The 13,711-nt window shown below is 63.2% G+C and carries 15 protein-coding genes; 13 read left to right on the top strand and 2 right to left on the bottom strand.

All coding sequences use genetic code 11. The features are described from left to right. Positions 1-35 precede the first annotated feature (35 nt). The 13 genes from MUU53_RS13015 (at position 36) to MUU53_RS12955 (ending at position 9,832) form a co-directional block, all read left to right on the top strand. Entirely contained in the window at positions 36-260 is a 225-nt protein-coding gene (locus MUU53_RS13015; protein WP_247261266.1) for a transcriptional regulator domain-containing protein, read from the top strand. A 97-nt stretch (positions 261-357) separates the two neighbouring features. After that, positions 358-804, top strand: a complete 447-nt coding sequence (locus MUU53_RS13010) for a DUF2285 domain-containing protein (protein WP_247261265.1) — start codon at positions 358-360, stop codon at positions 802-804. A gap of 138 nt (positions 805-942) precedes the next feature. Next, positions 943-1,224 carry a helix-turn-helix transcriptional regulator gene (locus MUU53_RS13005; RefSeq protein ID WP_247261282.1) on the top strand — a complete coding sequence of 94 codons (282 nt, stop codon included), beginning with the start codon at positions 943-945 and terminating at the stop codon, positions 1,222-1,224. A 17-nt stretch (positions 1,225-1,241) separates the two neighbouring features. Further along, positions 1,242-2,345 (top strand): replication initiator protein A, encoded by a 1,104-nt coding sequence (locus MUU53_RS13000; RefSeq protein ID WP_247261264.1) that lies wholly within the window; start codon positions 1,242-1,244, stop codon positions 2,343-2,345. Continuing rightward, the gene (gene parA, locus MUU53_RS12995) at positions 2,342-2,998 is read left to right on the top strand and encodes a ParA family partition ATPase (protein WP_247261263.1); all 657 of its coding nucleotides are present in this window, start codon (positions 2,342-2,344) and stop codon (positions 2,996-2,998) included. Before MUU53_RS13000 ends, parA begins: the two co-directional genes overlap by 4 nt. Next, entirely contained in the window at positions 2,991-3,242 is a 252-nt protein-coding gene (locus tag MUU53_RS12990; RefSeq protein WP_247261262.1) for a ribbon-helix-helix protein, read from the top strand. The genes parA and MUU53_RS12990 overlap by 8 nt, the downstream gene beginning before the upstream one ends. A gap of 5 nt (positions 3,243-3,247) precedes the next feature. Further along, positions 3,248-3,760 (top strand): DUF2840 domain-containing protein, encoded by a 513-nt coding sequence (locus MUU53_RS12985; protein ID WP_247261281.1) that lies wholly within the window; start codon positions 3,248-3,250, stop codon positions 3,758-3,760. Continuing rightward, positions 3,757-4,302, top strand: a complete 546-nt coding sequence (locus MUU53_RS12980) for a S26 family signal peptidase (RefSeq protein ID WP_247261261.1) — start codon at positions 3,757-3,759, stop codon at positions 4,300-4,302. Before MUU53_RS12985 ends, MUU53_RS12980 begins: the two co-directional genes overlap by 4 nt. Positions 4,303-4,346: 44 nt before the next feature. Then, positions 4,347-4,682, top strand: coding sequence for a DUF736 domain-containing protein (locus MUU53_RS12975; RefSeq protein ID WP_112796502.1), 336 nt, complete (start codon positions 4,347-4,349; stop codon positions 4,680-4,682). 4 nt (positions 4,683-4,686) lie between these two features. Then, positions 4,687-5,400, top strand: a complete 714-nt coding sequence (locus MUU53_RS12970; protein WP_247261260.1) for a lytic transglycosylase domain-containing protein — start codon at positions 4,687-4,689, stop codon at positions 5,398-5,400. A 244-nt stretch (positions 5,401-5,644) separates the two neighbouring features. Then, the gene (locus tag MUU53_RS12965; protein WP_247261259.1) at positions 5,645-7,384 is read left to right on the top strand and encodes a relaxase/mobilization nuclease domain-containing protein; all 1,740 of its coding nucleotides are present in this window, start codon (positions 5,645-5,647) and stop codon (positions 7,382-7,384) included. A 23-nt stretch (positions 7,385-7,407) separates the two neighbouring features. Further along, on the top strand, positions 7,408-9,396 hold the full coding sequence (locus MUU53_RS12960; RefSeq protein WP_247261258.1) for a conjugal transfer protein TraG: 1,989 nt from the start codon (positions 7,408-7,410) through the stop codon (positions 9,394-9,396). Between the two features lie 7 nt (positions 9,397-9,403). Continuing rightward, positions 9,404-9,832 carry a ribbon-helix-helix protein, CopG family gene (locus MUU53_RS12955; RefSeq protein WP_247261257.1) on the top strand — a complete coding sequence of 143 codons (429 nt, stop codon included), beginning with the start codon at positions 9,404-9,406 and terminating at the stop codon, positions 9,830-9,832. Positions 9,833-9,858: 26 nt separating this feature from the next. On the opposite strand, the gene MUU53_RS12950 is transcribed toward MUU53_RS12955, so the two are convergent. Next, entirely contained in the window at positions 9,859-10,032 is a 174-nt protein-coding gene (locus MUU53_RS12950) for a hypothetical protein (RefSeq protein ID WP_247261256.1), read from the bottom strand. Positions 10,033-10,152: 120 nt separating this feature from the next. Continuing rightward, positions 10,153-13,545 (bottom strand): AAA family ATPase, encoded by a 3,393-nt coding sequence (locus MUU53_RS12945; RefSeq protein ID WP_247261255.1) that lies wholly within the window; start codon positions 13,543-13,545, stop codon positions 10,153-10,155. Positions 13,546-13,711: the final 166 nt, after the last annotated feature.

Raw genomic sequence — 13,711 nt, 5'->3', positions numbered from 1 at the left:
CTCCCTCAATTCGGCAACATTGATGGAGGGTTCTGATGCTGCCAGATGCGTCTCGCTGGCGATCCGCCGCGAACTACGAACACGTCGACACCCTGAGCGCCTCTGATCTCGCCTGGGAGTGGTTGCGCCGCAACGAAGGCTACGACAGGGACTATGAAGCCCTGAATGACCCCGGCACAGACCGAGAACAGCTGACGGAAAAAATCCGCCAGCACTGGGGGTTGCGATTTCGCGGTCGATCCAGCTCTCGACCTGCCTGACGCCCCTGTCTTCTGGCTGCCGCAAGCCGATACCAGCGTGGTTCTGTTGTCGTCACCGCCGCCAGTGCTGCAAGACACACCCTCGCAAGACAGTGCCTTGCCGATCGCCTTGTCGGCGGACCAGCAAAGCATTGACGGCTTCCATGCGCTCTTGCCTCTGCTTGAAGATCAAAGGCTACAAGTGTTCAGCCTGGACGCCGAACCCCTTGCCGCGATCATTCCCCTGACTTTGGAAGGCTTCGACCGGCTTGCGGCCGTCTATCGCCTCCTCGCTCACCTTCACGGCCGTTCCGTGCCGCCCGACGCACGTCTGACGCGCCAGCAACGCACGCGGGCGCGGCGCATGTTGCAGGCCATCGACGGCTTGCGCTCCGGCGCCACCCAGCAGGAGATCGCCCAGAGCCTCTTCCGCATCAAGCGATTGGGCCGCAGCGAGTGGCAGGTGTCCCCAATCCGCCATTCGGTGATGTCGCTCCTCCGCGACGCCCGCGCCATGATCTCTGGCGGCTATCGCAAGCTCCTTCGCCACCGCCGCAAACCCTGAATCCCTTGTGCGGACGCGGTGTGGGAAATTCGCCCCCCGCAAATTCCTCCTCCATCCAACCCGCTTCCCTTCGCCATCGTGGCCTGCATCCGCCGTCTGTTCCCGACGGTTCCAACGCACACCACGAAAGGCCGATCCATGCGACTCGATCTCGCCGTTTTACCGCCGCGCTTTCTGCGCACCAAGGAAGCCGCTGAATTCCTCAGCCTCTCCGCTCGCACCCTCGAGAAACACCGCACCTATGGCACCGGCCCAGCCTATAAGAAACTCGGTGGCCGCGTCGTCTACGCCGTCGACGACCTGCAAGCCTGGGCCGAGCGCGGCGCGGTGACGTCGACAACCGATCCGCGCGGTCAGGTTCTTCCCGCCAAGCGCCATGGCTTCCCGTCTGACGGCCAGCCAAGCCGCCTCGCGCGCTGACCCGGCGTCGTTGTCCCATGTCGGCGCGGCATCGAACCCTTTCGGAACGTGGGCAGCTCGATCTCTTTCGGGCACTCCCTGGCGATTTCGCGCCAAGAGATGCGCAGGATCTCATGGCCTATCCCTTCTTCTCCCTGTCCAAATCGCATCGCGTCACGCCCATCGACTTCGTCGCGGGCGCTGTCTCGATCCGCGTCGAGGCCGTGCCCGATCACGGCATGGCGACCATCTGGGATGCCGACATCCTGATCTGGGCCGCAAGCCAGATCGTTGAGGCTCGCGACTCCGGCTTGCGCACCTCGCGGCTCATGGCGGCGACGCCCTATGAAATCCTCACCTTCATCGGCCGCGGCACATCGCTTCGCGACTATCAGCGCCTCAAGGCAGCACTCGACCGCCTGCAATCGACGACGGTCAGCACCTCCATCCGTCAGGCGGCGGAAGGCCGCCGCCATCGCTTTTCCTGGATCAACGAATGGAAGGAGCGCACGGATCGGACCGGCCGACCGGATGGGATCGAGCTGATAGTGCCCGACTGGTTCTATCAGGCCGTCCTCGACAACGCCCTCATCCTCACCATCGACCGGGCCTATTTCGATTTGACCGGCGGGCTTGACCGCTGGCTCTATCGCCTTGTGCGCAAACATGGCGGGCGGCAGCGTAGCGGTTGGCGGTTCGACTTCCGCCACCTGCACCAGAAATCCGGCGCTCTATCGCCGTTCAAACGCTTCGCCTTCGAGCTGCGAGACATCGTGCGCCGGCAACCCCTGTCAGGCTACACGCTATTTCTGGAGGTCGAAGTTGGCGGGCGCATGCTGCTCGCCTTCGAGCCCAATCCCACCTGTGGACAGGCTGTGGACGGCCTCGTGCCATCGGGAACCCTCGGACACGTACCATCAGGAACCGGCCCCTCGTGCTATCAGGAACCCAAACAGGGTGTAACCCACGGACGCAAAACCGGAAATCGCCCCCTTAACTTAGAATCTAACACAGAATCTAACTTCTTGATGCGCGCGCGCGATGGGGAAAACCCATCTGGCGGTGCCTTTGCCCCCCAGGACAGCGCCGGAAAACCGATCACCAAGAGCCGGTCTCCAGACCGTTCGGGAGGCGCGCGATGATCGTGGCCCTCCTCAATCAAAAGGGTGGTGTCGGCAAGACGACGCTGGCGCTGCATCTCGCAGGTGAATGGGCGCGCCAGGGCCAGCGCGTCACCCTCATCGACGCCGACCCGCAGGGCTCGGCATTGGACTGGTCGCAGCAACGCGAGCATGAACGCCTGGCACGGCTCTTCGGCGTGATTGGACTGGCGCGCGATACGCTCCACCGTGAAGCGCCGGAACTCGCCCGCACCGCCAACCATGTCGTCATCGACGGTCCGCCCCGTGTCGCCGGCTTGATGCGCTCGGCCCTTATGGCTGCGGACCTGGTACTGATCCCGGTACAGCCGTCACCGCTCGACGGTTGGGCTTCCGCCGAAATGCTCGCCCTGCTCAAGGAAGCCCGCATCTATCGTCCGAACCTTGCCGCCCGGTTCGTCCTCAATCGCTGTGCGGCGCGCACCATAATCGCCCGTGAAACGGCTAACGGTCTTGCCGATCATGACCCGCCGGTGCTCGGCGCAACCATCGGCCAGCGCATCGTCTTTGCCGCCGCCGCCCAATCCGGGCAACTGGTGCAGGAACTAGACCCTGACGGGCCTGCCGCGCGGGAAATTGCCCGATTGGCCGAAGACATCACGAGCCTTGCTGCCGGGAGGGATCGTCATGGCTGAGCGCCCGTCCCGTCGCGGCTTCGCCGCCAGGCCAGCCGATCCGGAGAGCTGGATCAAGGCTCCTGATGCGCCAACGCGCGGCGCTGACACCGCCATCAACACCGCACGTCTGACCATCGACGTCACGCCGGACATGCGCGGGCGCATCAAGATCGCCGCCTTCCGTCGGGGCATGACCGTTGCCGACATGCTGCGCGATCTCCTCGCGCGGGAGTTTCCAGCCGACGCCGGAGAGCCGTCATGAGCGTGATGAAGGACAAGCAAGCGATCCGACAGGCTGGGCCAGCATCTGCACAGGCCACAGAACTCACCGAGGTCGAACTGGTGTGGATCGAGAAGCAGATCGAACACTGGATACGCTTCGGCCATGAGACCTCCGAACGCCTGATCGACCGCCGCCGGCGCTGCGTCAGCTTCGCGCCGGAGAGCGTCTTCGCGCTCATCCGCTGGGCGGCGAACAGGTTCGGCACGGTGAGTTCGCATCTCTACGTCGTGCGCACCGTGCGACCCGGCTGCGGATTCCAGACCGTGCCTTCCGTGGTGCCCGGTGGCGACATCCTGTTGCATGTGGCGAGCTGGCCGAAGGTCGAACGGGTGTTGGGCCACATCGACGCCATTGAGGCCTTGCGGATCGACCTGTGCGCTGTTGCGCCCGATCACTGGCGTCATGTCCACAATCGCCTCGCGACCGGCGAACCGCCACGCCCCTACACGCTGGCGCGTCATCGGGCGTGGCTTAAACGACTGGAGGTCAGCCAATGAAGCGCTTCCTTTATCTTCTCGCGGCGGCCACGGCCCTTTCAGCGATCGGCATCACCACCTTTTCCGTTATGCCGATGAAACTGCTCTGGAACGCCACCGCCAGCGCGCCGATCGGCCTCTATGCCGTTGGCCCGGTCGACAAGCTCAAAGTCGGCGATTTGGTGGTCGTCAGACCAGACCAGACGCTCGAAGGTTTCATGGTCGAGCGCCGCTATATCGGTCGTGGCGTCCCGCTCCTGAAACACATTGCGGCCTTGTCCGGGCAACAGGTCTGCCGGATCGGCCGCGACATCATGATCGATGGACGTTTCGCCGCCGCAGCACTCGACCGCGACAGTCGCGGCCGGGACTTGCCGGTCTGGCAGGGCTGCCAACACATCGCTCCTAACGCGGTTTTTCTACTCAACCCCGCCGCCCGCGACAGCCTGGACAGCCGCTATTTCGGCACGATGCAGGTCACGGACGTGCTCGGCAAGGCGCAGCCTCTCTACACCGACACGACCGGAACAGGCCACTTCACCTGGCGCGCAATAGCGCCGTGAGCGCCCACGTTGCCGTCTTCTTCCACCATTCCAAGGAGGTTTCCATGACACAGATCGGACAGTTTACGCGCAACCCTTCTGGCTTTTCCGGTCACATCCGCACGCTCATGCTGAGCGCGGAGCTGGTGATTGTCGCCATTCCCCCGTCCGACACGGAGGGCGCGCCGGACTATCGTGTCCACCTCGATACCGAGGATGGCCCGGAAGCCGGAGCCGGATGGAAACGCACCGGCGAACGCGCGGGCGAATTCATCGCCTTGGTTCTCGACGACCCACTGCTGCCGCAGCCGATCCGCGCCAATCTCTTCCGCGACGATGACGCCGGTCACGCCTGGTCGCTGCATTGGAACCGCCCGCAAAAGCGTGAAGGACGGGACTGACGCCATGCGCCTGCTCCCTCTTCTCCTTTCCGGCCTTGTCTTTCTAAGCGCGCCGCCAAGCCCTGCGATTGCCGATCCGCCGACGCCGGTTGCCCAATCGCCCGGCGGTGCCTACGCCGATCACATCGCCGAGGCCGCTGCCCGGTTTGAGCTTCCCGCGCACTGGATCAGCGCCGTGCTGGAGGCAGAAAGCGCTGGCGACCGCCGAGCGCTCTCGCCCAAGGGCGCAATGGGCCTGATGCAGATCATGCCCGCGACTTGGAAAAACTTGCGTGTGCGGCACCGACTGGGCGCCGATCCTTACGATCCGCATGACAACATTATCGCAGGCGCCGCCTATATCCGGGAACTGTTCGACCGTTACGGCTCGCCCGGCTGGATCGCCGCCTATAATGCTGGCCCAGGGCGCTATGAAGCCTCGCTCAAGGGCCGAACGCTGCCCAGCGAAACCCGCGCCTATGTCGCACTCGTGGCGCAATCGGTCGATGCCAACGGATCATCGGACAGCATCTTGGCGGCTCCCTCGAATGCCGTCACCTGGACACAGGCGCCGCTGTTCATCGCGCAGAACGTCACCCGCCAGACCGCCATTCCCATACCGGAGAAGCGTCCGTCCTCGCAGGCCCAGGGGACAACGGATGTGCGGGATGTCTCCGCCATCGAACCGCAGTCTGATGGCCTGTTTGTCGCCCGCGCCAGTACAGGAGGCACACCATGAGCACTCGGGTTCCTGATCGCACGATGGCGGACACCGGCGTAGAGAAGCGTGCGCAGAGGTCGAAGCCTGGCAACACGACCGAAGGATGGCGAGATAAAAGGCCGCGAGGTGCGGGCTTGGTCGGTCGTTTGTTTTCAATGGGTTATGGATCACTTTTGCGAGGTGCGATGAACTGCGGCGCCTCGCAGAACTGCCATTCCTTTCGTAAATTCAACGCCTTGTCGCGATGTGCGAGAGTTTTACCATGAGTGGCGACGAGGACTTCCGCATCCGTCCAGGCCGCGTGCGCAGTTCCGGCACGCAAGCCACACGGCCCTTCATCGCTCAGGCCCTGGCAGCGGCCCAGAAGGCTGGCGGCCACGTGCCCCGCTCTGGCCGCATCAGCTCCGGCACCCGCTCGACTTTTGGCCGGGGCCGGACCGCGAGCGTGCGCGCCAATAACCTTCTGACCGGCCGTTCCCGCGTCGTTATCATCAAGACCCGTGTGGTCCGCCACAGCGCTCGCGCAACACCACTCACCACCCACCTTAATTATCTACGCCGCGATGGCGTGACCCGAGACGGGGAAAAGGCGCATCTCTTCGGTCCTGGAGATACCGAGGTGGATGGACAGGCCTTTACCGAGCGGGCAGATGGCGACCGTCATCATTTCCGTTTCATCGTCTCGCCGGAGGACGCGACGGACATGGCCGATCTGCGATCCTTCACCCGTGACCTGATGGGCCAGATGGAAAAGGATCTCGGCACCAAGCTCGACTGGGCGGCCGTCGATCACTGGAACACGGACAATCCGCATGTGCATGTCATCCTGCGTGGACGCGCCGACGATGGTCAGGACCTTGTTATCGCCCGTGACTATATCAAGGATGGCATGCGCGCCCGCGCCGCCGACCTCGTCACCCAGGAGCTGGGGCCGCGCACTGACCTCGATATCCGCCGCAGCCTGACCGCCCAGGTCGACGCCGACCGTTGGACCCAGCTCGATCGCCAGCTCTCCCGTGATCGCAACGCCCATGGCATCATCGAGATGGCGCCCGCCAGTGCCGAGCGGCCCGACGAGTTCCATGGTCAGAAAATCGGCCGGCTGCGCAAGCTCGAAACCCTCGGCCTCGCCCATGAGGTTGGCGCGGGGCAATGGATCATTGACGACAAGGCAGAAGCCACCCTGCGCGCGCTTGGTGAGCGCGGCGACATCATCAAGCGCATGCACAGGGCGCTGACAGATCACGGCATTGAACGTGGGCCGGCGAGCTTCGTCCTAGCCGGTGAAAGTCTCGATGACGCGATTGTCGGGCGGCTCGTCGCCCGTGGCCTCGATGACGAGCTGAAAGGCACCGCTTATGCCGTGGTCGATGGTGTAGACGGACGCACGCATCACATCAAGCTTTCCAACCTCGACGCTGCTGGTGACAGTGCGCCCGGTTCCATTGTCGAGCTGCGCAAATTCGATGACGCCAATGGCCAGCGCCGCGCAGCGCTCGCGGTGCGCTCGGACTACGACATTGATCGGCAGATCACGGCGTCCGGCGCGACCTGGCTTGATCGCCAGAACATCGCCCGTGAGCCGCACGCGCTCTCTGACGGCGGCTTCGGTGCGGAGGTGCGTCAGGCCCTGCAAGCCCGTGCCGATCACCTTGTCGCGCAGGGCATTGCCGTGCGTCGTGGCAACCAGATGATGTTTCCGCGCGGCTTGATCGAGACCCTGCGAAACCAGGAAATGGAACAGGCAGGTCAGGCAATCGCAGCCGAGACTGGTCGGCCGTTCAACGCTTCGGGGACCGGCGACTATGTGACCGGCGATTATCGCCGTCGGCTCACGCTCGCCTCCGGCCGCTTCGCCATGATCGATGATGGCCTCGGCTTCCAGCTCGTACCCTGGACCCCCTCACTCGAAAAGCATCTCAACCGCTATGTCTCCGGGATCGCCCGCGCCGATGGCGGCATCGACTGGAGCTTTGCCCGCAAACGCGGGATTGGCCTTTGACCTTTTGACGAAAGACGAAACCGATGTCCGCGACCAAAATTCTCTGGGGCCAGATCCTCACCGTTCTTTCGATTGTTCTGATCTGCATTTGGGGCGCGACCGAGTGGGTGGCATGGCGGCTGGCCTTCCAGCCTGAGCTGGGCGAGCCCTGGTTTCGGCTGTTCGGCTTTCCATTTTACCTGCCGCCTGCCTTCTTCTGGTGGTGGTACGCCTATGACGCCTATGCACCATCGATTTTTGTGGAAGGTGCCTACATCGCCGCATCCGGCGGCCTGATCGCGGCAGCCGTCGCCATCGGCATGTCGGTTTGGCGGGCGCGCGAGGCCAAAAAGGTTGAGACTTATGGCTCCGCCCGATGGGCTGAACCCGATGAGGTGAAGGCCGCAGGTCTTTTGGGACACGATGGCGTCGTGCTCGGCCGCTATGACGAGCACTACCTGCGCCACGACGGCCCCGAACACATCCTCTGTTTTGCCCCGACCCGCTCCGGCAAGGGAGTCGGTCTTGTCGTGCCTTCGCTTCTGACCTGGCCCGGCTCGGCCATCGTCCATGACATCAAGGGCGAAAACTGGCAGCTCACAGCCGGCTTCCGCGCCCGGCATGGCCGCGTCCTGCTCTTCGATCCGACCAACGCCAAATCGTCCGCCTATAATCCGTTGCTGGAGGTCCGCCGCGGGGAATGGGAGGTGCGTGACGTACAGAACATCGCCGACATCCTCGTCGATCCCGAAGGCTCCCTCGAAAAGCGCAACCATTGGGAAAAAACCAGTCACGCCCTGCTGGTCGGGGCCATTCTGCATGTCCTCTATGCGGAGCCTGACAAAACCTTGGCGGGCGTCGCCGCGTTTCTCTCCGATCCACGGCGCCCGATCGAGTCGACGCTCGCGGCCATGATGAAAACTGCGCATCGGGGCGAAGCCGGTCCGCACCCCGTCATCGCCAGCGCGGCACGCGAACTCCTCAACAAGTCCGACAATGAGCGCTCGGGCGTGCTCTCCACCGCCATGTCGTTTCTCGGCCTCTATCGCGATCCGGTCGTTGCTGAGGTCACTCGCCGATGCGACTGGCGGATCATGGACTTAGTCACCGCTAAACATCCGGCAACCCTCTATCTCGTTGTGCCGCCGTCCGACATCGCCCGCACCAAGCCGCTCATCCGTCTGATCCTCAACCAGGTCGGGCGTCGGTTGACCGAGGATTTGCAGGCCAAGTCCGGACGGCACCGCCTTCTCCTGATGCTCGACGAGTTTCCGGCGCTTGGGCGGCTCGATTTCTTCGAGAGCGCACTGGCCTTCATGGCAGGCTACGGCCTCAAAAGCTTCCTAATCGCCCAGTCGCTGAACCAGATCGAAAAGGCCTATGGCGCGAACAACTCTATCCTCGACAACTGCCATGTCCGTGTCAGCTTCGCCACCAATGATGAACGGACCGCCAAGCGCGTTTCAGACGCACTCGGCACGGCGACCGAAATGAAGGCGATGAAGAACTATGCCGGACACCGGCTCTCGCCCTGGCTCGGACATTTGATGGTCTCGCGTTCCGAGACGGCACGCCCCCTCCTGACCCCCGGCGAAATTATGCAACTGCCGCCGACCGAGGAGATCGTCATGGCGGCGGGCCTCGCGCCGATCCGCGCGAAAAAGGCCCGATATTTCGAGGATGCCCGTTTCAAAGAACGCCTGCTGCCCCCGCCCAAGCTGGCCGCTTCAGCGGTTGGGCGGCCCGACGACTGGACAGGCTTGCCGGTGCCGGCCAATCCGGACGTTTCCGCGCCTCTTCCGACAGGTAGTGATCAGGGCGACGAGGATCCGACCGAATCTGAGCGTCGACATCAGCCGGAACTCAACTACGTCGCGCCGGTCGAGAAGAAAACCCCGATCAGCAATGAGTTCGAAATCGACCTGCCGGACGAGACGGATGAAGACGCCGTCCGCAATAGCCGCTTGTCCCGTGTCATGCAGGGCGTGGCGCGTCAGGTCTCCCTCGATCCCGACGACGGCATGGACCTGTGAGGCGCACATGACAAAATCACCACGCAAGCAACGCCTTTCCGTTTATCTCGAACCCGCAGTCATGAAACGTCTCGTCGAACATGCTGCGCGACAGGACCAGTCCCGGTCTCTCATTGCCGAAGCGGCGATCGAATCCTTCCTCTCACCTGACGCGGCCGAGCGCCAGGAAGCAACCTTCACCAAGCGTCTCGATCAGATCGATCGTCGTATGGCACGCCTCGAACGCGATGTCGGGATTTCGGTCGAGACCCTTGCCGTGTTCGTTCGCTTCTGGCTGTCGACGACCCCGGCCTTACCAGAACCCGCAGCACAGGCCGCCCGAGCCAAAACTGGCGAACGCTACAACGCCTTCGTCACCGCGCTCGGACGGCGGCTCGCCAAGGGGCCGCAACTCCGGCAGGAGATTGCGGAGGATGTGGCAGATACCGGAGACTAGGACTTATTTTATTGTTCCACAGCGTTTCAGTCCAGCAACGCCTTGATCGCATTGACAGTCGAGCGCAGGCACGCCGAATCTAGTCCTCCACGTTCGTCGTCTTGCGAAGTGAAAAGCGATCGGCCGACGCCGAAGCCGTTGGCTTCGTACCACGCCTTCTTCCACTCCCATCCCTTCCGGTAATCTTCGCGCACCATCATACCGAGGTGCTCCCAAAGTATCAGGTCGCCGTCTGCCGTGACGAACGAGAAGTCCGGACGCAGTCGGCCAGGCTCTACCTCTCCATCGAGCACTCGCTCATACTCGTACTCGACCCCGGACTAAAAAAGCATGTTGGCGATCACTAGCTCGGACTTACTGCGAACAAGATGACCTTTCTCTGTACGATGGATCAGGTTCTCTGCGTACGGGACCTCGGTCTCGACGCGCCGAAGCACGCCCTGGAAGATGTTCGTATTCCGTCGCGCCGTTTCCGATCGCTCGGGCCGGGTATAATCAAAGAGTATGGAAGAATTTTCGCCTTCGATCAGGAGCACGAGCTGTCGGCGCGAACGGGTAAGGGCCGTGTAGAGTAACTCCCGAGAGAGGGGGCGGCAATTCTTGGGCAGGACGACGAACACCTTTTGAAATTCGCTGCCCTGCGACTTGTGAACAGTAATGGCGTAGGCGAGTTCAAGAGGCCCGGAACCGCCTGGAAAGTCGCGACCGCTGTAGCCGAAGCGAAGATTGGGCCGTCCTGCGAAGACCACATTCAGCCAAGGGGCCTTCCCGTTACCGACAAGTCCAACTTCACCATTGGCTACGTAGTGATCGCCGGACTCCTGTCCGTCATAGGCGTCGCGCCACTGGTTTGAGACCTGGATGACTTTGTCGCGGATGACAATGCTTTCGTCACCGAGACTGACCACCCACGGGTCGGTCGCCGCCCTTAGCTCGCTCGCACGGTAGCGCCGCTGCGCCCAGCGGTTCAGGTCGTGGACGCCGTGCGGATGCATACGAACGGGCGACAGAATCTGCCACTGCTCGGAGCCGTCGGGTTTATCGAAGGGAACCCAGCCGCGTTCATCGATGCCGAGCGAGCCGTTAAAGCCGACTACATCAGTTGCCTGCGCCAACCCGAGGTGTTTCTGGAAAGCCTCGCTCAAGCGGCTGCGCAGTTCGTCAGGCGTTGTCCAGAACAACAGATCAAGATCGTTGAAGGGCCGTCCCATTTCCAAGTCGCTGAGGACTCGGTCGGCGTCGACGGGCTGCGTTTCTCTCGTGAACCAGGACGCAAGCCTAAGCGCGTCCGACGCCTGATCCGCGCCCGCAACGGCACGGACCTCCACCGTCAGCCGGGCCAGTGCTTCGCTAAGCGCCAAGCCGGTGTCGCTTTTCGCATCCGTGGTCTGCAGATAGGACGTCAGGTCGGCGAACGGACGTCCCACTCCGATCGGAGGTAGTTGGTTGGGATCGCCGACTAGAATGAGCCGTTGAACATGAGCGAGATCGAGCGCGTCGAGCACTGCCACAAGATCGTCCATGGTGAGCATCGAGCACTCGTCGATGACGACTGTCTTTTCTTTGCGGTACTTCTCCTTGCCACCAAACCGTGGACGCTGACGGACCCGATCATATCGTCCAAGCTCGTTCAAAAACTGAGCGACAGTCATTGCTTCGGCGTTGGCGGCCTTTCCGAGCCGGACCCGCGCCTTTCCGGTCGGCGCGAGCAGAAGAATCCCGTCTCGTGCAAGCGCCTCGTTGAGCAAGAGCGCCCCCATGACCGACGTCTTACCGGTGCCGGCCCGCCCCACGAGCGCCGTCAGGCGACGAGATGTCACGCGGGCGAGTGCGGTGGCTTGTTCGTCAATGGCCAGGACGTGCCGCGCGTTCTTGGGGTCGAACGCGCCGCCCGCCGCCTTGATCGCTGCAACCAGGAGCTTCTTCCAATCCGCCGCCACGGCGGAGGCGGCCTTGCCCGCCCGCTTCGAGAGCACGCTCCGCAGCTTATCTTCGCGCGCTTTCAGCTCCGTGAGTTGGAGTGCGGAAATCCCGGCCAACTGACCTTGCGGCGCCGGCAGGTCGATAAGCTCGACGACACCTGTTAGCGCAGCCGCATTGGTGGCAGGCCAGTCGATACCGATCAGGCAGGGATGGGTCAGCTCGAGTGCGGCGACCTTCTCGACCGTTTCCGTGATGCTTAGCAGCGCGTCACCATTCTCGGACGCGCGCCGCAACACGGCAACGAGTGCCGCCCGTAGGCGGCGCGGGTCGGCCGCAGACTCGACGCGCGACGGTTCCGGAACGGGGTGCTTGGCCGCGATCGTTGCGTCTGGCAAAAGGCCGCGGTCGATCGTTCCGACCGAGACTGGGGATTCCTTCGCGTCACCCAGGTCGACCTCGCATATCCGGTAGGGGTTTGTGATGACCTCGGCATCGGTCGTCGTCGCCATGCTCGCTGCCGCCCGCTTGGCGGGATCGAACCAACGGCTCGCTTGCGCCGGCGTGAGAGCGAAGCGCGAGAGTAGCTTCAAGAGGACCCGCCGCCCGTCCGCTAGGTTGAGCCACGTGTCGCGGACGGCTTTGAGATCGGCGTCGTAGGCAGGCTGCGGCGGCTTCACCTTGCCGCGAAGCAGCGCGTCGATGTGGTGCCAAGGATCTCCATCGGTCGCTACCGCCCCCGACGCCAACAACTCGAGCGTCAGCGCCGTCCCTAAGCGCATCCCCAGCGCCTCGATGGCTGATCCGAGGCCAGGAAACGCCCCTCGGTCTTTCCAGGCGAGCCCGATCTGGGTGTTAAGCCATTCCTCGCGGCGCTCCCACGGTCCTTTGGCAATCCCATGGGCTCGGATCTTCCGAACCGCTTCGAGGCACCGGATTAGCGTCGAGAGCGCGATGTCCGCGGGCGCGAGCTCCGCCGCGTAAGAGAACACCCGCATGTGGGCTGGGTCGGCGGGAACCGCGATGTCGGCGAGGAGTTCCGCCCTACGCGCGTCCTCGGCAGCGTCCCCGGTCGACTCGAGATAGTCATGATACGGCAGTAGAAAGCCATCGAAGCCGTCCGGCCGGATCGAATACCGGAGCAGACGGTCCCACATCGGATATGTATCCTTCCCAGCAGGAGCATCGTATTGCTTCACCGGGGCAATGGACTGGATACGACCTACACCGACCACGAGGCGCGAGATCGTGTCCCCGAGCGGCTGGCCCTCTTTGCAGTAGAAGAAGACGAGCGACCGCTCGGGCGTAAGGCGGTCGAACACATGATCGACGAGCGCGGTCTGACGAGCTCGGCCAAAAACCCAGGGGCTCGCGAACGGCGACTGCTCGTCGGGCGGTAAGGGGTTCGGCAGTTTCGCGTCGATAGCGGCCTGCTCGGTGCGCAGCATCCAGCCGAACGGGACAGCGAAAGCCGCGAACGGCGGGACCTTCACGATGGTCGACTTCAGATGACCGTGCGTCGTCGCCGCCTTCTTGATGGACGCATAAGGGTGCTCGAATCGGCGGACCCACTCCGCCTCGTTCATGAAGGCACCCGACTCGGCTTTGCAGGGCGGCAACTCTTTCGACGTTAGCTCATTCCATGGCTTCCCTGCTAGGGCGTCCTCGGCGTCGTCCTTTTCCTCCCGGATGCGATCGAGCGCGACGCAGAACGCGTTCAAGGACGGAGCCGGGCAGACCCGCCCGTTCCAGCGCGAATCATGCCACGCCACACGCATCGTAAGATGAAACATACTCGTTCCTTGTCATGCCCAACGCTATCGGAGAAAACTCCTGCAACCAGCAACATCGGCAATAAAGAGCCTGTTGCCACTAACCGCGGTTGTTTCATCTCTTGCGCGTCACCCTTCACGCGATTTGTATAGCGAAAGATGGAGGCTCCCGCTCGTGCGAAAGTGA

Source organism: Affinirhizobium lemnae, assembly GCF_022968395.1.
GTDB lineage: Bacteria > Pseudomonadota > Alphaproteobacteria > Rhizobiales > Rhizobiaceae > Neorhizobium > Neorhizobium lemnae.
Note: the sequence above shows the minus strand (reverse complement) of the source record. Positions and strands in the feature narration are given on the sequence as shown.